Source organism: Shouchella rhizosphaerae (assembly GCF_900142675.1).
Lineage (GTDB): Bacteria > Bacillota > Bacilli > Bacillales > Bacillaceae_D > Shouchella > Shouchella rhizosphaerae.
The window spans coordinates 432,654-454,033 of the sequence record NZ_FRBS01000004.1; the positions used below are offsets into that span (position 1 = coordinate 432,654).

The window sequence follows — 21,380 nt, forward strand, 5'->3', positions numbered from 1 at the left end:
TTTTTAGTAGTGTCCTCTTGCACGCTGTGCCATTTGTCCTCTCCGTCCAAGTTCAACATCCATAAACGGTGCGGTCACTTTAGCAATTTGTTTGCCTTCAAGGTGGACTGGCACTTCAATCGTCATGTTGCTAGAAGGATTTGCTGACAGTCCCTGCAACTCTCTTGCTTGTACATTGCTATCTAGCCGCGCCAACCCCCGGCCAAGTGAAGAACCAATGTCGTGAAGAGAAGGCAGTGTTAATGCTTTCTCAAATGCATGTTCAATTTTTGGCACATCTCGGTAAATTGAGTCTTTAATTGGTCCTCCAAAGTTAAGACGGTGAATGTCTTGCAGTGGGCCTTCTTTAGCAGGTGAGAAAGGCAAGAAATCCCGTATCTTTCCAGCGACATTAGAAATTGCATTTTTCACTGCCCCAATTGCACTAGTAATTCCTTCTGCAATGCTATTAACAATGTTTTTCCCTGCTTCGCGAAAACGGCCAACAAAATTCAAGACCGCTTGCCAGGCGCTTTGAATTCCATTAGAGATAGCCGTTTTGATATTAGTCATTGCAGTTGTCACACTTGAACGGACAGCGTTAAAAATGGTTGTAAATGTGGTTTTTATCGCATTAAGAGCACTTGTTACCGCTGTACGGGTCGCCGAAATTCCGGTTGAAATAAAATTCTGTACAAAGCTAATCGCCGTTGTAACTACATTGCGAACAGCATTAAATACAGTTAAAAATACTGTCCTAATTGCCGTTAATACAGTTTGAACCACATTCGAGGCTGTTGTTAAGCCAGTTGAAATGGCATTGCGGATAAAGCCCATTACTGTCATGACTACGTTTTGAATAGGAGTAAAAATGGTGGAGAAAAACGACCTTATTCCATTTAATGCCGTCAAAAACAAATTACTTATTGCTCCCCACATTTTTGAAAAAACACCCATTAAACCGGTAAACAAAGAACTAGCAATTTTTAAAAGCCGCCCAAACAATAACAACTGAACGACGTTCCATATCGCTTCAAGCGCGCCAGAAAAAAGCTGCTTAATGCCTTCCCACATTAAAGAAAAGTCTCCAGTAAAAAGACCTGCAAACGCCTTTACTAGCCCTATGATGATGTTCAATGCTCCCGAAATGACTCCTTGAATATTGCCCCATACCATTTGAATAAGCGACACAATGAACGGCCAAACAAATTGCATAATCGCCAAAATGCCGTTCATAACTGGTTCAATAATGCTCTTTATTCCATTAAAGATATTGGTTACTGCTTGCATAACAGCAGCCCCGTGCTCATCCCAAAACGCTTTGATTTGCGCCAGTTTTTCAGAAACAAAAGTAACAATTGTAGCCACTACCGTTTCCATCGTGGTCTTTATGGCCTCCCACGCTTGGATTACACCATTGCGAAACGTTTCATTTGTCTGCCAAAGATACATAATGCCTGCAACAAGAGCGGCAATTGCGGCGGTAGCGAGTGCTATCGGTACAATAAATCCTGATAAAGAGGTTACTATTCCTCCTAAACCGCTTACAATCACTGGTATTATTGTTGCTAGGCCATCAAAAGCTGCTTTAATAGCTACTATACCGAGTAAGGATGTCCCGGCTCCTGATATAAGACCTAAAAAAACCTCTCCCCAATTGCCCTCTGCAAAGCCTTGTGTCACCTTATTAACTTCAAGAACTATATTTTTTAAGCTTTGTTCTAAGCCCGCCAGAGCCTTTCCGCTTTTTTCTATATCGTCAAAATTAAGTCTAACATTTGCTGACTCTCCTATTGAAATCGCCATCATCTTCCCCCTTTCCATTTGTTCGCTTCCATTTGCATGTTGCCTTCATCCCATTCGGCGGCGCTGCGTTTCTTTTTGTCTTGCAAAAAACGCTGGAAGGCGCTGTCTTCGGGCAAGCCTCTAACAAATACTAAGAACCGCCTCCAAGATAGGCGGTTCTCAAATCCCTCTTTTGTTAAATTTATGCCATAAAACCGGTAGAAATCTGCTTCTAACGCTGCCCACGCCCAAATGATTATCCGCGAATCTTGGTTTTTTTTTGCGCCGCGGCTGATTGTGCGCCTGAGCCTTTGACATCATATCCCCAAAGTTTCATAATGTCAGGCACAATATGTTTAAAAACGAAATTGACGCCTGCTTTCGACTGTTCGAGATGGGCTAGAAATTCCTTCCCTAACATTAGTTCAATAAATTCATACATTTTTTCTTCTGGCACAGCCATTTGCGTTTTGCCTCTCACTTTTTGTACACAGTGCCGAAAGTAAAATGTTGCAAACTGGAAGGGCATTTCAGTTGGAATTTGAAAATATTCGCCCGCAAACTTGACGTACTGATGCTTTTGTTCATTCGCTAGCTCAGCTAAAGCATCATCATAATCGGCAACAAGCTGTTCTTGTTGGATTTTGGCCAGCTCTTCCGCCTTTTCATTTAGCAATTGCAAACGGTCCGCCGAGTTATTCGCCACCTGGAGCACCATCTTCCACAACTGCTTGTTTTGTGTTTACCCGGAACTCGCCAGAGAATGTATATACACCTTCAGATACAGAACCTTCCTCTTCATACGTAGTAAAGAACCCTGTTAAAGCGTATCCAGCTCCGTTTGCGTCTGTATGCTTAATAACTGCTTCTTGACCTAATTCAGCTACCCGTTTTAACTCTGTTTGGCCATCATCTTCAAGTAGTGCGATCCCTTCCATCGCCACCGTCTCCCCTACAGACGCAGCAATGAACTTTTGGCGGAAAACGCCGCCACCTTCAACTGTATCCCCAAGACCAGTTACATCCGCCTCTTCAACCTCTAGTGAGTGTGTGAAAGACGTTAATTTTGCTACTACTCGTCCATTTACTTCTACTCGTGTTCCAACAAATTTCTTTTCTGCCATGTCAATTCCTCCAAAATTATAGTTTCTCCGTTTACCCAAAGCAAAGGCGGTGCCGGCACCATTAACAAATGGATAACGAATGTGCAGCTCGGTTTTAGCTAACCTTGCTACACTACCATCATAATACGGAACGAGCGTTCGATTCTGTCGTGTTTCTGCCATGATTCTGCCACGATTATGGTAAGATAAGAGAAATAGGAGAACACCTTTACGAAAGGATGGTTGCTAGCTATGGAACACACTTTTAAAGGGCAAGGGTCAACATTAGTAGTTTTAGAAGATAAATTAATCCTAAAACATGGAAGAAATAAACGCTTCACTAGTAGTCCTACTGTAGAAATCAAATATTCGGACCTCGATAAGTTGATTTTACAAAAACCAAGTATTGTCTCAGGCTATTGTTATTTTCTACGTAAAGGATTTGATATTCAGGATCTCTCCAAACTAGATATTATGGCTGACGAATACGCTATAACAATATCTTTTGCCCATCAGTTTAAACGTTTTCTAAAAGCTGAAAAGCTTATTAATCAATATCTGGATAATATAGACCAAAATGATACTCCCGTAGTATCTTTTGCTCACGAGAAATTACTAAATGAACTAATAAATGGGAAGACAAAAAGCTATGACTATAGTGGTTTGACTGGGAGTATAGTTATTTCAAAAAGTACGATAACGTTAAAATATAAAAAGTTTCTACATACTGGAGGAAAAGGTTCAAAAACAGTAGATATCCAAAAAATCTCTAGCGTATCCGTATCAAAACCAACTATGACAAGTGGAAAAGTTAAAATTCATTACGAAGGGTTTGCTAATCGGGGTTACTATAGTCCAAAAGAAGAGGCTAACGAAATCACGATCACAAACATTAATCAATACAACCAAATGCTTGAAGCCAAGGAGCTCATTCTCGCTCTCAAACGTTATCTTGAGAATCAAGTACATTCGACTGATTCGCTCTCCCCCGCCGACGAAATCCGCAAGTATAAATCATTGTTTGATGAGGGTATCATTTCTGAAGAGGAATTCGAGAAAAAGAAGAAGGAATTGCTTAATTAAAAAGGGGGTTTTCATGGGAACTGTTCCTACGTTGCAATTGCTTGGGCTTTGTGCAAATAAGCTAGGTGGTTAGTGGTTGTTCCTGTAGCCAAGTACTTGATACACCAAAGTCACCGTTCCTGTTTTTACTAAAATTTCCTCTTCATTTTTCCATATATGTTTGTTCTCATTACCCATTTTTAAATAATAAAGAAGCGCCCTTTCTTTACAGAATGGGCGCTGTTCTGTTCATGCATCTTTCTTCATTATTCATTATTAACTACACACTTTCTCCTTCGCTTCATCCGCAACGGCCTTGGCCACGGCAGGGGCAATTCGTTCATCGAACGGAGACGGGAGAATGTGGCCGGCATGCAAGTCTTGCCCAACAATGTTCGCAATTGCTTTTGCAGCTGCCAGCTTCATCGAGGTGGTGATGGTGCTAGCGCGGGCTTCCAAGGCGCCGCGGAAAATGCCGGGGAAGGCAAGAACGTTATTAATTTGGTTCGGAAAGTCTGAACGTCCAGTGCCCACAACGGCCGCACCAGCAGCGGACGCATCTTCTGGGTAAATTTCAGGCGTCGGATTAGCGAGAGCAAATACAACAGCATCGCTATTCATCCGCTTGACTTGTTCGCCTGTTAAGGCGCGAGGGCCGGAGACGCCAATGAAGACATCGGCGCCTTCGATTGCTTGGTCGAGCTTGCCGGTAAGATGACGTCGGTTTGTTTGGGCCGCTAATTCTTTTTGGCGTTGGTTTAGCCACGGCTCGTTTTCTTGGACAATTCCTTCTAAGCTGACAAGGGTGATGTCGCTGCAACCTGCTTCTAGCAAAAGCGTGGCGATTGAAAGGCCTGCTGCCCCTGCCCCGTTGATGACAATGCGGGCGCTGTTCAACCCTTTATCGACGACTTTTAATGCATTGATTAGCGCAGCTAGGACAACGATCGCTGTGCCGTGCTGGTCGTCGTGGAAAACCGGGATGTTTAGTTCTTCCTGTAGGCGTTGCTCAATCTCAAAACAACGGGGCGCAGCAATGTCTTCCAAATTAATACCGCCAAATGTAGGCGCGACCGCTTTAATTGTCGCGACAATTGCATCGACGTCTTGTGTCTCTAAACAAAGCGGGATTGCATCCACTCCGGCAAATTGCTTAAATAAAACGGCCTTTCCTTCCATAACTGGCATAGCCGCTTCTGGCCCAATATTGCCAAGACCAAGCACTGCAGAGCCATCCGTAACAATGGCGACAAGGTTGCCCTTAATGGTATGGTCGTATACTTCGTCTTTATTCTCAGCGATGCGCTTGCATGGCTCAGCTACGCCAGGCGTATAAGCGAGGCTCATATCGTATTCATTTATTAAAGGGACTGTGCTTTTCATTTCCATTTTCCCATGCTTATGCAGCGCAATCGCTGCCTCCCTTTGCTTTCGTGCTTGTAACACGTTATCATACTCCTTCATTTCTTAAAGTCCTAACCAACGTAATACAAATGTTGCTAAAATAACCGTCCCTGCTCCGCCTAGTCGCGTCGCTACTTGCGCAAACGGCATTAGGCTCATGCGATCGGACGCCGATAAAATGGCGACATCGCCTGTACCGCCTAGGCCGCTGTGGCAACCGGTGACAATCCCCGAGTCGACAGGGTGCATGTTAAGCCACTGTCCGACAAAATAGCCGGTTGCGATCATGGCAAAGACGACTGTGGCGCAAATCAGGACGTAGGAAAAGCTAATAATGCCTGCCACATCTTCAAGGGGAATAAACAACAATCCAAGCCCTACCATAAGCGGCCACGTAAAGCTTGTTGATACAAACTTATATAAATGAAAAGCGCCTTGCTCAAGTTGTTCAGGAATCAGCTTTAATACTTTCGCAATCGCAGCAATCAAGATCATTAAAATTGCTGCTGGAATATGCAAGCTCGATTCCATTAAGTGGCCAAACACATAAAAACTGCAAGCAACGAGGAGCCCAGCTCCCATTAGCGCAAAATTGACTGGTTTTGTATCATCAATCGATTTCGGCATTACTGGCCCTTTTGTCTTAACAAGCACTCCTTTTCCTGTAAGATGGGGCTTTTTTGCGCCGAGCTGTTTTAAAAGGGCTGCTCCGATAATGGCAAAGATATTGCCGATGATCGCTGCCGGAATTAACTGTGATATTAATTCAGCCGCAGGTATTCCAAGAATCGTGCTGTACCCAGCTGACAACGGCAAAATGCCTTCGCCAATGCCGCCTGCCAAAATAGGCACAACAATAAAAAACAATGTATGCTTTGCCTCATAGCCGAGTAAAAGGCCCATGCCGACTCCTGCAGCCATTGAGACAGCGGTTCCGGCAACAAGAGGAACCAACATTTTCGTGATTCCTTGCATGAGTACCACGCGGTTCATGCCAAGAATGCTGCCAGCTACTAAACAAGCAATATAGAAATATAAAAAGTTAGATGTCGTCATTAAATTCGATACAGCATTTACAGTTGTTTCATTTAACCATCCAAAAAACATGAATGCGGAGGGTACGAACAGTGCTAGTATTGCTGGGCCGCCAATGCTTTTTATAATCGGCAGGCGGGAACCAATTTCCCCAAGTAACATTCCGGCTACCATAATAATCGCAAACCCGCCAATCATGTCAGCAGGCAATTTTTGAAAATACGCTGCAGCCAGGACGATGGCAGCAATAGCTATATAAATAGGGAAAGGCAACACTCCTACCTTCCAATAAAAGGGGTTCCAGCGAGAGGATGCTCGATCATGTTCATGCTGGTATTTTCGCTCGCTTGGCTCTGAAACCGTTTTTATTTGCTCCAATTGAAAGACCTCCTCGTTTCTTGCTTTATCTTAAACAAGCTCGAGCAGGGTGAATAGTTTATGTAAATAAGCGCTTTCTTTTTGTAATTAAAAAAAGCAGGCCTTTCTTTTAAACTCAAAACGAAATAAGCCAGTTATTGATTCTAACTGGCTGGAATCCGTCCTAACCTGGCAAAACAGTAGGCTAGGGCACGTATTCGTTACAAATAGGGCTTTATTTTCCGAACATTGTCTTTATCGATTCGATAAATGTGAATCGGTCGGCCTATTGATCCATACGTTGGCTGTAACTGCAACACGTCTAATTCTTTTAAAAACGTTAAGTATTTTTTCACAGAAACACGAGAGAGACGAGCATGAAGGGCGATGTCTTCTGTTGAAAAGCTATCTTGACCGACTTGCCTAATCGCCTCCCAAACTTCTTGCAGCGTTTCTTTCGTAAGCCCCTTTGGCAACGTTTGTTTTTCAAGCGTATGTTTTTTTTCAAAAAACGTTTCATCAAGCTGTTTTTGATCGGTCGTTTCTTCTTTGCGAAAGAAATTGTAACGGCTTTGGTAAGCATGCAATGCTTTTTGGAAACGGGAAAATTGATATGGCTTTAAAATATAATCAACTGCCCCGAATCGAAGTGCAGTCTCGATCGATTCTTTGTCTGAGGCCGCTGTCATCAGGATGACATCTGCTTCGATCTTGTTTTCGCGCAAATAAGGCAGCAGTGACAAGCCATTTTCCCCAGGCATGTAAACATCAAGCAACACTAATTGGATTGTTTTGTTTTCTTTAAGATGCTGCTTTGCTTCCTCTACTCCGCCAGCCTCAGCCGCCACTTGAAAATCTGGCACATCGCGCAAATAACTTTTAACAACAGCGGCAACCATCGGATCATCTTCGACGATAAGCACCTGAATCATGTGTGCCTCCCCCTCTCTATTGGCACAAAAACAGTAAAAGTCGTGCCTTGATTGATTTCGCTTTCCACTGTAAAAGCTGCCCCAATCGCCTCGACGCTTTGCTTTACAAGAGACAAACCATAGCCGCGGTCTTTTCCTTTTGTTGAATAGCCACGCACGTACATCTTCTCCAGTTCTACTTCACTCATTCCTGGGCCATTATCGGCAATGCGGATAATCAATTCTTCATCGAGCACATACAAAGTAACCTTCACGCTTCCGTTTTCCTTGCCAGAAGCAGCATCAATCCCATTATCGATCAAGTTGCCGAGAATCGTGGTGAGCTCAAGCGCCAGCCTTTCTTGGGGCAACGGTTCAATCACCGTGTCAATGACAAGTTTCATATCGACCCCATTTTCCCGGGCGTCGCTTTTTTTGCCGAGCAAAAGCCCTGCAAGGACCGGGTCTTTCACCCTATCGGTCGTTTGCTTTAATTCTTCTGATTGGTTGCCAACAATTTGGGCAACATAGGCCTCTACTTGTTCATACTCTTTTGTATGCAACATACCGAGAATGACTTGCAGGCGGTTTTTAAATTCATGGGTTTGTGCCCGCAGCGTACTAGCGTACGTTTTAACGCCCGTCAGTTGTTCTGCAAGCTGTTTCATTTCCGTTTTATCGCGGAATGTGGCAATCGCGCCAATAATTTGGTCATTTATCCGAACCGGAACGCGGTTAACGACAATGGTAAGTCCGTTTAAATCTTGTTCTTTGTTGTATTCTGGCTGGCCGCTAGCGAGCACATGACGGAGCCTAGAATTTTGCATATAGGCTTCGACATCGACACCTTCTGGCTTTGGCGGCAGGCCAGCACGGTCAAAAATCGCTTGTGCTGACTTGTTGACTAGTGTAATTTTCCCATCGGCATCAACGGCGATCATTCCTTCAATGGTCGATTGCAGCATGGCGCTTCGCTCTTCTACTAATGTGGCGATTGCTCGCGGTTCGAGATGGAATAGTGTTTTTTTAATAAAGCGTGATAACAGAACGGCGCCAACTAAACCTGCGCTTAATCCAAACAGTGTGCCAATGAGCAAATTTACGCGGTTTGCTTGGAGAGCTTTTTCCACCACTTCGAGGGAAATGCCGACCGCGACTGCTCCCACTTGCTCGCCTGTCTCGGCATAAACAGGCGTAAAGGCCCGCAATGACCTGCCTAACGTTCCAACAGACGTGGAGACACTTTCATTCCCGTTCAGCGCTTCTGTTTCATCTCCACCAACGAAAGCTTTACCGACTTTTTCTCGGTCTGGGTGGGCATAACGAATTCCGTCCATATCTATGATAACGACAAATTGGACATCAGCTTGTCCCATAAAGGTTTCAACGTACTGTTGCACAGGTTCCGTCTCTTTTTCGACTAACGCTTGCTGGACAACAGGCATAAGCGCAACCGCCCTAGCAAGCTGCTGCGCTTTTTCCGTTTGATTTTGCTCAATTTCTTCTTCAATCGTCCGATGGATAAGAAGGTCCGTTACAAGCAACGCCGCAATGACGACTGCCGAAACGAGTAAAAAAATCGTTGTCCGCAATGTTGGCCTTTTATAGGAGCGTTTTTTCTCTCTCGCCTTTTGCATAAATGTCTCCTTCTTCCTGATCCTAACAGGCAGTATAGCACAAAAAAGACCAGCGTTCATTTGCTCATGAACGCTGGCAACGTGTTGACGTTCGCTCAGATGCCTTCCAACTCTCCCTGTTCTTCCTCCCACACAGAAAACAAATAGTGTAGCTTTGTAAACGCCCTGTTTTTTATGCGGTAATATTGGCGCTCGCTAATGAGCATATCCATGTATACTTGATAATCAAACCGGTCTGCCTCTTGCAAATAGCGGCGGACAATCAACTCCCGCTCAGCAGGCGGCAAGCGATTGACACATTGTTCGATCATCGTCATGTAGTTCTTCCTTTTTTGGGCTGCTTCAATATTTTTTAGCGCTGTCTGTTCGGTTGTAGAAAAGAACGATCGAGCTCCCGTGTGAGCAGGAACGAATTGAAAGCTCTGTGTCGTCTTTGGAAGTTCTTCATAGGCCATTGTCAGGCGATAAAGATTGTACGTTTCAAGTTTTTTTTCGACATAGCGTTTTTCCGTTTTGTTCATAGCCATTCCCCTTCATGTTCGCTTTCCTACTAAAGAGAACGAAGGTTCGCTAAATCAAAGAAAACAAGAAAATTTTCCTTAGGCGTGAAAACGCCCTAAAAATGTTTTTAGCCGTTCTGTTTTTGGGTGGTTTAAAACGTCACCAGGCGTGCCTTGTTCGGCAATGCTGCCTTTATCAAGAAACAAAATCCGGTCAGCAACGTCACGGGCAAAATCCATTTCATGGGTGATCAACATCATCGTCGTTTTTCCTTCTTCTGCAATGTCGCGAATGACTTGAAGCACTTCCCCGACCAACTCTGGATCAAGGGCTGCTGTTACTTCATCAAACAGCATCACTTTCGGTTGCATAACCAGTGAACGAGCAATGGCTACACGCTGCTGCTGCCCACCGGACAATTGCGATGGATACATGTCAACTTTGTCGGCAAGCCCGACTTTTTCAAGCATGGCCACAGCCCGTTCTTTTGCCTCGTCTTTGCTCAAGCCAAGGACGTGGATAGGTGCTTCAATACAATTTTTCATGATCGTCATATGGGGAAACAAATTGTATTGTTGAAACACCATTCCAATATTGCCCCGTACTTTGCGCAAATGCTTTTCGTCAGCCGGCTTTAGCTCGCCGTTCACTTTTTTATGCCAGAGCATTTCTCCATCCACTTCGATCGTCCCTGCCGTTGGCTGCTCCAATGTCATCAACATGCGAATAATCGTTGTTTTGCCAGAGCCAGACGGGCCGATTAGAGCGATTTTTTCACCTTTTTTCACGTCAATGTCTAAATTGTTCAAAACGACCGTATCGCCAAATGCTTTTTTCACATTGCGGTAACGGACAAGCGTTTCTGCTTGCTCCATTTGCACAACTGAAGCTGGTTCCACTTTCTCCATGACTTCACTCATGTTTTCACTCCTCTAGTTTCAATTTTATTGCCGTGCAGCGTACCGACTTTCCGTTCTAAATAGCGAATAAACACAGCGGACGGATAGCTTAACACTAAAAATAAGAAACCAACGATCGTAATCGGCTCTACATAACGCCAATCGCTTGTACCGATTGACTGGGCAACAGCCATCATTTCTACGACAAAAATCGCCGAAAGCAACGGTGTTTCCTTAAATAAGACAATTAAATAGTTTCCAAGCATTGGAATGACTGGAGGAATAGCTTGTGGCAAAATGATTCGTCTCCATGTTTGGGCACGCGTGAAATTTAACGCCTGGCTTGCTTCCCATTGGCTTTTAGGAACAGCTTCAATCCCCGAACGGTAAATTTCCGAAACGTACGTAGCATAATGGAGGCCGAGCACGATAGCGCCTGTTTGGAAGCCTGTTAATGGTGTTGTATAGTAGACGAAAAACAGTTGGACAAGCGGTGGTGTTGCCCGAATAAATTCAATAATACCGGCAACCGTTAGTGCCAACGGCTTAAAGGATGCACGCCGCAAAAGCGTTAAAACGAGGCCCGCTGTTAGCGAAATGCAATAAGCAATGATCGTAGCTGCAATCGTTACTGTAATAGCGGAAAGAATTTCGGGAAAGATTGCGATCGCAAATTCCCAATCCCATGTTTTGTTCATGATGTGCTCACTCCTTTAGAAGCCCGTTTTTCCAGCCAGCGGGCAAGGAAAATCAAAGGCAGCGCTAAAATAAAGTAAGCGACCAGCAAGTATGTGTAAATTTCAATTTGGTTGGACAGCGAATTGTTGCTGCCTCGGAGTACATTGGCTTGGAACGTCATATCGGCTAGCGCGATAAAATAAACAAGCGACGTCCCTTTCAATAATTCAATCGCGTTATTGCCAAAACCGGGCAACATCAAACGGACCGCTTGCGGCAAAATCACAAGCCTCATCCGTTGCCATTTTGACATGTTCAATGAAATGGCAGCTTCCGTCTGGCCAACGGCAATTGAATGAATTGCCCCTCTCACCACTTCTGAAGCATACGCGCCGTAATTTAGACCGACAGCAATTGAACCAGCTAAAAAATTTGACATCGACAGGCCAGGGAAAATCATCGGTAGCGCATAAACAAAAAAGAACATTTGCACAAGCAACGATGTGCCGCGGAACAGCTCCACGAAAACAGCAGCCACACTGCGGATGACTGGATTTTTTGATGTTCGCATCAAACCAGCAACGAGAGCGATGCTGTACGCGACGACAGCGCCTACTAAAAAAACTTGGACCGTGATTTCTAGCCCTTTTAGAATAAACGGCATAAAGCTAGAAAAGTTATTGAACATCCTCTCACCTCTTATCAACTAAAAAAGGGAGCATGGGATTCCACCTATGTGAGCACCATGCTTCCCTCTTGCCCTTTAGGCATTGCAGCGATCTTCCATAGTGACGTCTTCAGGAGGCAAATTGGCTTCAGTGAAGCCGAACGGTTCAATGATTTCAAGCAACTCCCCTGAATCAATGAGTTCTTGCAGTGCGGCATTGTATTCTTCCCGCATCTCTTCTCCTGCTTCCGATTGTGGGAAGACGGCTGCACCGTAGGCGATTTGTTCCTCGCCATCAATCACAGGCTGTGTAAAATCTTCCACAAATTCGACTTTGCCTGACGTATTGTTTTGAGCAGCTGAGTTTGCTGTCGCATCTGTGGCGACCATCACATCTGCCTGGCCATTTTCAACAGCAGCAATATTGTCGGCAATGCTGTTTCCGCTGACAAATTGGCTTTCATCTGCTCCTAGTGCGAGCAGCATCGCTTCTTGGTTCGCCCCTGCCATAAGCGCAACACGAATGTCTGGATCTTCGGCAATGTCTTCATAGCTTGTGATGTTTAGCGGGTTGCCTGAGGCGACCACAATCCCTTCCCCGTACTGCATTTCAATATTGCCGAAATTACCATTTGCGCACCGTTCTGGCTGGATGTCCATCCCGGCTGTAACAATGTCAAACTGTCCGCTGTTGACGCCTTGGATCAATGCTCCAAAATCAACAACAGTCCCTTCAATATCCTCATAGCCCATTTTTTGCAGCACAGCCCGGGCAATTTCTGGGCTGGCCCCCGTTACTTCTCCCGCGTCTGTGTCAATGTAGCCGTATGGCTCTTCATTGGCCACACCTACTTGGATTGTGTTTCCGCCGCCACATGCAGCCAATACAACAGCAGATGTTAATAAACCGAAGATTCCTGCTTTTTTCACTACTCGATCTCCTCCTGCTGTCCATCATCAAAAACAAGCTATTTTTTACTTTCCCAACCAACAGCCTCTTTTTCATGAGGACACTTTTTCGGTCTGTTTTTAACATGATAGCACAGATACACATTCTTACAAATTTCGTATCACTTAATATTAGCGCATTTATTCGCCTATTTCTTACTTACGTTCGTTGTCGTTCGAGTATGTCTTAATTTCTTATGAATAAGCCCATATCCTCTTTGATACGCAAATATAACTATAATTTTCAATTTTCTTCATGTTAATTGTCGTCTTTTTTCCTATTATTGGGAAATACTAAACAAAAAACCCCTTTCCACTGCAGAAAAGGGGCGCATTCGCTATTCTTCACTGTCTTCGTTCGGTTGTGCCTCTTGTTCCAACTCGGCTTGTTGCTGCTCCATCATTTCCTGTGCTTCTTCAATATCGATTGCTTCGTTTGTGACTTCGTCTGGCACATGAATGTCTTCTACTTCGTTAAATTGACTATACGTGCTCGTAAGCGATTGTGTTTGCACGTCTGCTTTCTTTTCATTTTCTTGCTGGTTAGGCATTTGAAATCCTAATGTCATTGTTGCCTCTTTTTGCAACAAAGAGCTTTTGTCAATCACAATTTCGATATCAAAATCGGTTACTTCTAAGCCCATCTCTTTTGCTTGTTGGCCTCCAGCCATTTCCAAGGCCAATTCCTTTAGTTCCCCGTCCGTTCCTGAGGCAGAGAGGATATAGTCATCGCCTTTGTCATTTAGTTCAAGCTGATCGCTATACTGTTTCATCATGTCTAGTTGCGCTTCAGCCGGGCGGAGACTTTCCGCGCCAGTTATGCCAGCCTCCTCGGCATCAAGCTTAATCCATTCGCCTATGCTTGGCTCTTCATAATAGTAAATGCCGTCTTCAATAAACTCCGTGTTGACATCTGTTTCTCCACTTACAGCATCCGGCTGCCTATGTTCGTTCGTTAAAGCGACCGGATCCCTTGTAAGTTGAAGGGACGCATTGTTTTCGAAATCATCGCTATGCACAGCCGTTTCTACGGCATAACTGTTCAAATTCCCCATCGCTTCATTTGAATCGGTTAGCAGCTGCTCGATTTCTTCGCCAGTTGCATTGTCACCACAAGCAGTAAGCGCCCCTGCACCCACAAGTACTGAAACAACTGCTAGTCCATATTTTTTCATCGCCTTACGTCCTCCTTTAAACCTTTGTTCATTGCCGCTTGTGCCACACTAACACAAGTGTCTGTAACAAAAAAGGAGTAAGCGCGATTTCCAGCTACTTTATAGATTCATTTGTTATTTTTGCATATTTACCATAGCTCAAGAACAGTGCTTACAACACGCACTTGCTCAAGATCAACCTTTGGCCGTTGTGGATGAATGTATACCGCATCCATTCCGAGCAAAACAGCGGGGGCGATTTCGTTAATGAAATTATCGCCAACACTGACTGCTTCTTCAGGTTTTACTTCATAGTGGGACAAAAGTTGCTCAAAAAGGCCCATCGTTCTAGTCGGTTTCTTGGCAGATGAAATAATGTGCTCAAACACGCCTTCAAGCCCTAATTCTTTAAATAAGCGGCCAACATCATCCCGGTCACTATTTGTCATCACCACCACATGTGTGTGTTTCTTCAGCTCAAGAAGCTTGTCCCGCAGCCCAGGAAGAGGCTCAAGTTGAAATTTGTCTGATACCATATATTCTTTTGTCGCTTGATAGCTGGAATAACAGTCTGTTACTCCATAGTGTTTGGCACAGACAAATGGATACCACCAACCGTCGCCAATTGCGATCATGTCTTCAAAGTTAAACGACAATTCACCAGTATACACTTCTTCGACAGAAGCCTGGTCGTACTGTTCGCCTTCCCATGTATGGGCAGCAGTTACTTTTAATGTCATTGGATCAATCGTTAGAACAGCGTCACGGGCGACATCGTATGCTTTTCCAATTTGCACAACATGATTCCCTGCTTTCATCGCCTCGTAATCAAGCTGAAATTCAAGCCGATCTTTTTTAGCCACCTTTTGTTGCAAATGGGTTGCATAAAAATCAAAATGGTCGGTCCCTTCGTATAACGTTCCATCCAAATCAAAAACAACCAATTTATAGTTCATAAAAAACTCTCCTTTCAAGTCCCTTTCCAGTTTAAACCGATCTCATTTGGCGCGCCAGCTGTTAGCGACAAAAAACACGGAAGTTCAGCAAACTCATCTGTCGGCCACGAGTATGTACTTTTATTTACAAATTGAAAACGGTTCACTGAGATACTTTTTTACAAGCAACCATAGTTTTTCGCATTTTGCAAACGAACTGTAAGATTGAATAGGCGTGAAACAGGGTAAGATAAAATGGAGGAATATCTTGTAAAGAAATGGAGGCTCGGAGATGAACAAGCCGTTGCTTTCTGTTATCGTCCCTTCATTTAATGAAGAGGAAAATGTTGAACCATTTTATTTTGCTTTAAGGGAAACGCTTAAGGATACCCACTATCGCTGGGAAGTCATCTATATAGACGATGGCAGTTCCGATAGCACGCTGCCGTTGCTCCAGCGTTTATCTACTTGGCATCCACAAGTACATTATGTGTCGTTTACACGGAATTTTGGCAAGGAAGCTGCTATCGTCGCAGGGTTCCAGCATGCCAAAGGAGACTGCGTCGTTGTCATTGACGCTGATTTGCAACACCCGGTCCATTTGATCAAAGACCTGTTAGAAGGATTTGAAGAAGGGTATGATCAAGTGATTGCTTGCCGCGATCGAAAAGGAGAGGGGTTTCTCCGCAGCACAGCCTCAAAGCTGTATTACAAGTTCATCAATAAAATTGTCGATGTGGAGCTCGAAGACGGTGTCGGCGACTTTCGCCTGTTAAGCAGACGCGCTGTCGATGCGCTTTTAATTATGAGCGAAGGCAACCGCTTCTCAAAAGGGCTGTTTTCTTGGATCGGTTTTGACCAAAAAGTCGTTTATTACGAAAATGTTTCGCGGCAAAATGGCGAATCAAAATGGTCCTTCTCTAAATTGGTCAATTATGGCATTGATGGAATTGTATCTTTTAATATGAAGCCATTGCGCATTTGCTTTTACATGGGCGGCTTTATTTTAGCGGCTGCTCTTCTGTACATTTTCATCATGTTTGCTCAAATCATCCGTACAGGCATTGATGTCCCTGGCTACTTTACCATCATTTCAGCCGTGTTGTTTTTAGGAGGGGTACAGCTTGTGTCTCTCGGGATCATCGGTGAGTATATTGGCAGGATTTACAATGAAACGAAACGTCGCCCCCATTATTTAGTGAAAGAAACAAATGCGACTAAAGGAAAACGGTATGAACGAGCGCACTAACATTTGGAAGAAAATCTACCATAACTCGTTTGTCCGTTTTGCTTTCGTCGGCGGAATTAATACAGGAACGTTTTACTTGCTTTACTTGCTGTTTCAGCAAGTCTTTTCGCTCCATTATTTAGCTGCCCACGTGACAGCTTTTTTGCTGAGTATGATTGGCTCTTATTTTTTAAATGTATTTTTTACATTTGGCGTCAAGCCTTCTTGGAAAACATTCCTGCAATTTCCGTTGACGCAAGCTGTCAACTTTAGTGTATCGACAGTGCTTGTTTTTGTACTTGTTGAATGGATCGGGTTGCCTGCCCCCCTTGCACCTTTAGTGGCCGTGCTATTCACTGTCCCAATTACGTATCTTGTTACAGCAAAAATTTTAAAACGAGATGGAGTCCAGCATGAAGTTTAATTTAAGGACATTGCTTTCTTTATTGATCGGAAGCGTGCTTTTTGCAGCAGCTGCGCACGCTTTTTTCTTTTATCAGTCGGCAAACGGCCAATTCATGGTCGGTCCAAATGATGGTACAGCACAAATGTTGCCCTTTAAGCAATTTCTTTACAGCCTGTACAGTGAAGGATCGTTCTTTTACTCCCTTCAGTTTGGCCTCGGTGGAGGGATTTTCAGCCAACTAGCTTATTATTTTGCCACAAGTACTGTATTCTTTCTTACATTTCTTGTTGTCTATTCTGGCGAAATACTTGGACTGTTTGCTGATCCTGACACAGTCCTTTTTTGGGGCCAAGCGGCTGTCTTTGTAAACGCATTCCGTCTTGCGGCTGTTGTGTTCATTACATCACTCTTATTCTGTTATATGAACATAAAAGCAAAGTACGCCTTTATCGGAGCCGTGTTATATGGCGGAAGTGTGATGTATTTTAGGCACGCTGCTTTTTGGGAATTTTTTGCGGATGCTTATTTATGGTTGCCTTTACTCGTGCTTGGCGTTGAGAAAATCATTCGCGAACAGAAGCCATGGTGGTTGATTGCTGCGATTGCTTTGTCACTAGTGAACAATTTTTACTTTGCTTACATAAACTTTCTGTTTATTGGCCTTTATGCACTCTTGCGCTTTTTCTTTCCTTTGGCCGATCATGAAAGTTCCATCAAGCAACAGCTACGCATGTATATCCCGTCTGTTTTCATCGGCTTTTTGATCGGAGCAATTGCATTTATACCGGCGGTTTACGGGTACGTCAATAATTTTCGTCCCGCCTTTACTGATCCAATCCAGTGGATGGACTGGCATGACAACGTTTTTTATACGAGCAGGCTGCTCATTTTGCCAGCCATTTTCATCTTTTGCCTGTTTGCACGCTCTCTTTATAAACAAAAGCCTTTTCGCTTTTTTGCGTTTATGGCCTTGTTGTTTGTTGCTTTCCATTATAGCCCAATGATCGGTAGCGTTTTTAATGGCTTCTCAGCTCCCCAATACCGATTCCAATATATGGGGTCTTTTTTGCTAGCTGCTGCTGTTGCCTTTGCTTTGCCGTCATTAAAATCACTGGCCAAACGCGACTTTTGGATTGCCTTTTGTCTAACAGGTTTTGCTTTCGCGCTCAGCTATGTATTAGGGTATAACACGTCGTCCTTATTCCAATCTGGCCAAGCTTATTTGCTGATAATTAGCGCAGTGTTAACACTTGTGCTTTTGCTCTTCGTGCATAAACATCCTAAAGTTTGGATGCCTGTCTTACTCGTTAGCCTTGCCGTGTTACAGCTTGGGCTTGCGAATATTTATCAAAAAGAGCGGCTCTATGAAAACGGAAACTTGAGCCAGACATCGGCAGCATTTTTGCAAAGCCATGAGTATGATCACGACGCTCAGCGGGAGCTGTTTACACAAACAGTCGATGAAAGGCCTCTTTCCAGAGTAGAGTGGGTAGCTGATTTCCGCAACAACACACCGCTTGTCCAGGATTTTTATGGCACGAGCGCCTATTCGAGTGTATTAAATAAGCATCTTCTGTTCTTCTACTATCATGATTTGCAAATTGACATGAACCGGGAAAGCGTCAGCCGTTATTCTGGCTTTGGAGATCGTGCTAACTTGCATAGCTTATTCCAAGTCAAATATAAACTCGTGGATCAACAAAAAGAAACGCCGATCCCTTACGGTTTTTCAGAAGTGGCCAACAATGAACGCTATGCCCTTTACGAGAATGAAAACGTCCTTCCTTTTGCCCGTGTTTCTTCTTCGACCTATAGTGAAGATCAGCTTTCGTCGTTAAGCGTCCTTGATCGGGAACATGCAATGCTTGAAGGCATTATTGTCGAACCAGGTTTAGAAACGGGCGAGTTTATACCACAAGCTCAAAACCGTATAAACGATGCTGAAATTGAAGCAGTAGGCGGAACATACGAAAATGGCCTATTGACTGTGACGGAAGAAATAGGCGGGCTTGACATTTACATAGGTGAACGGGATGAAAGCGAGATCGATGACTACTTATCCTTTTATCTCCGAAACAATTCTGAGACTGCTCCATTATTTCAGTTAACAGTCAATGAGTTCAAAACGTCGCGCAAATCCCGTGAGTCGATTTACCGAACCGATGTAAACCACATAACGATTCGTGTAGCCGCCAATGACGTATTATCGTTACGCGTCCCAGAAGGAAGCTATACATTAAACGAGTTGGCGCTTTACACAGAAACCTATCGCCACCTTGATGAAGCAGTTGCAACAAGCGAAGACATTCCAGTTCAATTGTCTTCGCGGGAAATATCGGTTGATTATAACAATGATGAGGAAAACAACGTGCTGGCCATCCCTGTGCCTTATGAAAAAGGCTGGGAAGTAACGGTTAATGGCGAAAAGGCCGACTTGCTTAAAGTAAACTATGCCTTTCTCGGCGTACCCTTACAAGCAGGGGAAAATCACATCGTCTTTTCTTATTGGCCACCATTCTTCCGCCTTTCCACCTTTTTAACAGCCACTGGTTTGCTTTTAGCAGCAGGTTGGGCGATTGCAAGAAAAAAACAGCGATAACGCTGTTTTTTTCTTGCCTTTAAACAACGAAACTGTTATTATGGAAGTTAAATCTATAAAAAACGGCCACGGCAATATTCATATGATTATGACAAAATATTAAAAAAGGAGGATTCTTAATGAAACGAATTTTTATTGGCTATGTTGCTTTGCTCATCGGGCTTGGCGTTCTACTGCTTTACTTAGGTGTTTCAGAATTGGCAATTACTTGCACCATGTTTGTGTTACTCGTACTCGGTTCAATCCTTTCTCTCCTATTCAAACCCCGCAAGGCTCAAAGCTAACCATGAACCAGGAACCAGCGACCTTTTGACCGCAACAGAGTTGTCCGCTACAATACATGTAGCGACACTACTGGAGGTTGGACATGTCCAAAGCTACCCAAAAGAAACCACCTAATGAGACATTTGGAATGATTTTTGGCCTTTTGATTGGAATTGGCGTTAGTATTGCTTTAAATAGCATCCCAATTGGAATCGCTATTGGCATTGTTGTCGGTACAATGGCAAGCTTTTATTCAAAAAAACAGAAACCTGACAAAGATTAACCGGCTCATTTCAGGCCGGTTTATTTTGTAAAACGCTAGCAGCTCATTTAATTGTTAATTGTGGCTCTCGTTTTTGATTGCTCATTCACATTCATCCCTCAACGGATAAGTCTAGTCTAAGTAAGTCCGGTTATTTGTGAATGTCTGCCTTCTTCAGCGCATAAACATAGGTTTATACGATTTATGCGAGGAGGCAAACTATGTTTAAAAAACGGGCCGCTCCCTCTTTCTCGGGGCCTCCACCTACTCCATCTGCTGGTCCAGTGACGCGGGGAGCAAGTTCGCCAACTGTATCCAAGGAGCAGCGGGCTGAATTGCAGCAATTTCTCCAGCTAGCTTACCAATCCGTATTAGAATATGAACAACTTCGCAGCCAAGCGCCTACGCAACACTTGGCTTCTCTCATTGATGCAACGATTGAAGAAGAAAAAAGTCATTATCAAACACTGCTTCATGCTTATAAGCAATTAAGCGGCAAAGACCCTACGATTACCGAACCTACTTTACCTCGAAACGACTATATCCCTGCTTTAAAAGCGGCGTTTGAAAAAGAACAATCTGCGGCTTATACGTTTGAACAGGCCGCTCGCTTTACGACTCATCCTGCTTTGAAAGAAGTGTATGCTTCTCTTGCTCGTGATGAGCAGCGACATGCCTTATGGCTGCTTTCTTTCTTAACGATCTATAGCACTGGTCGAATTTCCCATTAAAAAAAGCTAGAAGCGCATTGCTCTAGCTTTTTAGCTCGATTCGTTCTGGCACCGTATAGACATTCATCGAGCGATTGCGGATAAAACCGACTGTTGTAATGTCCAATTCCTCGGCAATTTGCAGCGCCCTATCGGTTGGGGCTGATTTGGACAAAACTAGCTCACAACCGATTTTAGCCACTTTGAGAATAATTTCTGCCGACAGCCGGCCGCTAAAGACCACTAATTTGCCGTGCAAGGAAAGACCGTTCTGCAAACAATGCCCATAGAGTTTATCTAACGCATTGTGGCGGCCAACGTCTTCTCGCATGAGAAGCAAGCCATCCTTCGTGGCCAATGCTGCATTGTGGACACCGCCAGTTTGTTGAAAGGTACGTGCATTTTCCTGGAGCTCCGCCATTAACCGGAAACAATCGCCAGCATTTAATTTTACATCTCTTGTTTGCACTTTCCTCGCTGTCTTTGCATCGGACGCAAAGACGAACCCTTGCCTGCTCATCCCACAGCATGACCCCATATACCGTTTTGTTTGCAAGTGCTGGTGCAAGCGATCTATTGGCCGTACTAATTCAATATGGATAAACCCTTGCCTATCATCGATCCATATCGTCTTTACTTCTTCATACGCTTGGATGAGGCCTTCGGAAACTAGAAATCCAATTGCCATTTCTTCCAAATATGTTGGCGTACAAACAAGCGTAGCAAACTCCTCACCGTTGATTTTCAGCGTTACAGGCTGTTCCCTCGCAATTGGATCGTCTATCCGCACTGGCTCTCCTGCCTGAAAACGCCATATTAGTCTTGATGTTTGTATGTTTTTTTCCATCGGCATAAC

Annotated in this window: 23 protein-coding genes; 7 read left to right on the plus strand and 16 right to left on the minus strand. The window is 44.0% G+C overall.

All coding sequences use genetic code 11. The features are described 5' to 3' along the window. Positions 1-3: 3 nt before the first annotated feature. From BUC05_RS13830 to BUC05_RS13840, 4 genes are read right to left on the minus strand one after another with little or no spacing between them, the layout of a single operon-like run. Entirely contained in the window at positions 4-1,785 is a 1,782-nt protein-coding gene (locus BUC05_RS13830; RefSeq protein ID WP_073305094.1) for a phage tail protein, read from the minus strand. Beyond that, on the minus strand, positions 1,785-2,060 hold the full coding sequence (locus tag BUC05_RS22090) for a Gp15 family bacteriophage protein (protein WP_142237564.1): 276 nt from the start codon (positions 2,058-2,060) through the stop codon (positions 1,785-1,787). The genes BUC05_RS13830 and BUC05_RS22090 overlap by 1 nt, the downstream gene beginning before the upstream one ends. After that, entirely contained in the window at positions 2,021-2,470 is a 450-nt protein-coding gene (locus BUC05_RS13835) for a hypothetical protein (RefSeq protein WP_011245776.1), read from the minus strand. Before BUC05_RS13835 ends, BUC05_RS22090 begins: the two co-directional genes overlap by 40 nt. Then, positions 2,460-2,888: a hypothetical protein gene (locus tag BUC05_RS13840; protein ID WP_035204704.1), complete on the minus strand. Its 429-nt coding sequence runs from the start codon at positions 2,886-2,888 to the stop codon at positions 2,460-2,462. Before BUC05_RS13840 ends, BUC05_RS13835 begins: the two co-directional genes overlap by 11 nt. A gap of 231 nt (positions 2,889-3,119) precedes the next feature. Here BUC05_RS13840 and BUC05_RS21645 point away from each other — a divergent pair, with 231 nt between their 5' ends. Further along, a complete protein-coding gene (locus BUC05_RS21645) occupies positions 3,120-3,950 on the plus strand; it encodes an SHOCT domain-containing protein (RefSeq protein ID WP_035204702.1) in 831 nt (276 codons plus the stop codon). 255 nt (positions 3,951-4,205) lie between these two features. Here BUC05_RS21645 and BUC05_RS13850 read toward each other — a convergent pair whose 3' ends face one another. The 11 genes from BUC05_RS13850 to BUC05_RS13900 all read right to left on the minus strand — a co-directional run bounded on the left by BUC05_RS13850 (position 4,206) and on the right by BUC05_RS13900 (position 15,076). After that, complete coding sequence (locus tag BUC05_RS13850; RefSeq protein WP_244153314.1) at positions 4,206-5,318, minus strand: NAD(P)-dependent malic enzyme; 1,113 nt, start codon at positions 5,316-5,318, stop codon at positions 4,206-4,208. Between the two features lie 78 nt (positions 5,319-5,396). Next, entirely contained in the window at positions 5,397-6,746 is a 1,350-nt protein-coding gene (locus BUC05_RS13855; RefSeq protein WP_035204697.1) for a 2-hydroxycarboxylate transporter family protein, read from the minus strand. Between the two features lie 200 nt (positions 6,747-6,946). Further along, positions 6,947-7,657, minus strand: coding sequence for a response regulator (locus tag BUC05_RS13860; protein ID WP_035204695.1), 711 nt, complete (start codon positions 7,655-7,657; stop codon positions 6,947-6,949). Then, complete coding sequence (dcuS, locus tag BUC05_RS13865; protein WP_011245770.1) at positions 7,654-9,273, minus strand: DcuS/MalK family sensor histidine kinase; 1,620 nt, start codon at positions 9,271-9,273, stop codon at positions 7,654-7,656. The genes BUC05_RS13860 and dcuS overlap by 4 nt, the downstream gene beginning before the upstream one ends. Positions 9,274-9,368: 95 nt before the next feature. Then, positions 9,369-9,794, minus strand: coding sequence for an ArpU family phage packaging/lysis transcriptional regulator (locus tag BUC05_RS13870; protein ID WP_011245769.1), 426 nt, complete (start codon positions 9,792-9,794; stop codon positions 9,369-9,371). 78 nt (positions 9,795-9,872) lie between these two features. Next, entirely contained in the window at positions 9,873-10,682 is an 810-nt protein-coding gene (ehuA, locus tag BUC05_RS13875; RefSeq protein ID WP_374757932.1) for an ectoine/hydroxyectoine ABC transporter ATP-binding protein EhuA, read from the minus strand. Positions 10,683-10,690: 8 nt separating this feature from the next. Further along, entirely contained in the window at positions 10,691-11,371 is a 681-nt protein-coding gene (gene ehuD, locus BUC05_RS13880; protein WP_073305096.1) for an ectoine/hydroxyectoine ABC transporter permease subunit EhuD, read from the minus strand. Continuing rightward, positions 11,368-12,039, minus strand: a complete 672-nt coding sequence (gene ehuC / locus BUC05_RS13885; protein ID WP_011245766.1) for an ectoine/hydroxyectoine ABC transporter permease subunit EhuC — start codon at positions 12,037-12,039, stop codon at positions 11,368-11,370. Before ehuC ends, ehuD begins: the two co-directional genes overlap by 4 nt. A 75-nt stretch (positions 12,040-12,114) precedes the next feature. Beyond that, positions 12,115-12,948 carry an ectoine/hydroxyectoine ABC transporter substrate-binding protein EhuB gene (gene ehuB, locus BUC05_RS13890; RefSeq protein WP_073305098.1) on the minus strand — a complete coding sequence of 278 codons (834 nt, stop codon included), beginning with the start codon at positions 12,946-12,948 and terminating at the stop codon, positions 12,115-12,117. Positions 12,949-13,304: 356 nt separating this feature from the next. Then, positions 13,305-14,141 (minus strand): DUF6612 family protein, encoded by an 837-nt coding sequence (locus BUC05_RS13895; RefSeq protein ID WP_073305100.1) that lies wholly within the window; start codon positions 14,139-14,141, stop codon positions 13,305-13,307. 128 nt (positions 14,142-14,269) lie between these two features. Beyond that, positions 14,270-15,076, minus strand: a complete 807-nt coding sequence (locus tag BUC05_RS13900) for an HAD family hydrolase (RefSeq protein ID WP_035204681.1) — start codon at positions 15,074-15,076, stop codon at positions 14,270-14,272. A 271-nt stretch (positions 15,077-15,347) separates the two neighbouring features. Between BUC05_RS13900 and BUC05_RS13905 the strand changes: the two genes are divergently transcribed. The 6 genes from BUC05_RS13905 to BUC05_RS13925 all read left to right on the plus strand — a co-directional run bounded on the left by BUC05_RS13905 (position 15,348) and on the right by BUC05_RS13925 (position 20,545). Further along, a complete protein-coding gene (locus BUC05_RS13905; protein WP_011245762.1) occupies positions 15,348-16,304 on the plus strand; it encodes a glycosyltransferase family 2 protein in 957 nt (318 codons plus the stop codon). Continuing rightward, entirely contained in the window at positions 16,288-16,707 is a 420-nt protein-coding gene (locus BUC05_RS13910) for a GtrA family protein (RefSeq protein ID WP_073305102.1), read from the plus strand. Before BUC05_RS13905 ends, BUC05_RS13910 begins: the two co-directional genes overlap by 17 nt. Beyond that, on the plus strand, positions 16,697-19,288 hold the full coding sequence (locus BUC05_RS13915) for a YfhO family protein (RefSeq protein WP_073305104.1): 2,592 nt from the start codon (positions 16,697-16,699) through the stop codon (positions 19,286-19,288). The genes BUC05_RS13910 and BUC05_RS13915 overlap by 11 nt, the downstream gene beginning before the upstream one ends. A 119-nt stretch (positions 19,289-19,407) precedes the next feature. Further along, the gene (locus BUC05_RS21515) at positions 19,408-19,572 is read left to right on the plus strand and encodes a hypothetical protein (protein WP_156323107.1); all 165 of its coding nucleotides are present in this window, start codon (positions 19,408-19,410) and stop codon (positions 19,570-19,572) included. An 83-nt stretch (positions 19,573-19,655) separates the two neighbouring features. Continuing rightward, a complete protein-coding gene (locus tag BUC05_RS13920) occupies positions 19,656-19,835 on the plus strand; it encodes a hypothetical protein (RefSeq protein ID WP_011245759.1) in 180 nt (59 codons plus the stop codon). Positions 19,836-20,035: 200 nt separating this feature from the next. Next, positions 20,036-20,545 (plus strand): ferritin-like domain-containing protein, encoded by a 510-nt coding sequence (locus tag BUC05_RS13925; RefSeq protein ID WP_073305107.1) that lies wholly within the window; start codon positions 20,036-20,038, stop codon positions 20,543-20,545. 22 nt (positions 20,546-20,567) lie between these two features. Here the strand turns inward: BUC05_RS13925 and fdhD are convergent, their stop codons facing one another. Beyond that, complete coding sequence (gene fdhD / locus BUC05_RS13930; protein WP_073305170.1) at positions 20,568-21,371, minus strand: formate dehydrogenase accessory sulfurtransferase FdhD; 804 nt, start codon at positions 21,369-21,371, stop codon at positions 20,568-20,570. Between the last annotated feature and the right edge of the window lie 9 nt (positions 21,372-21,380).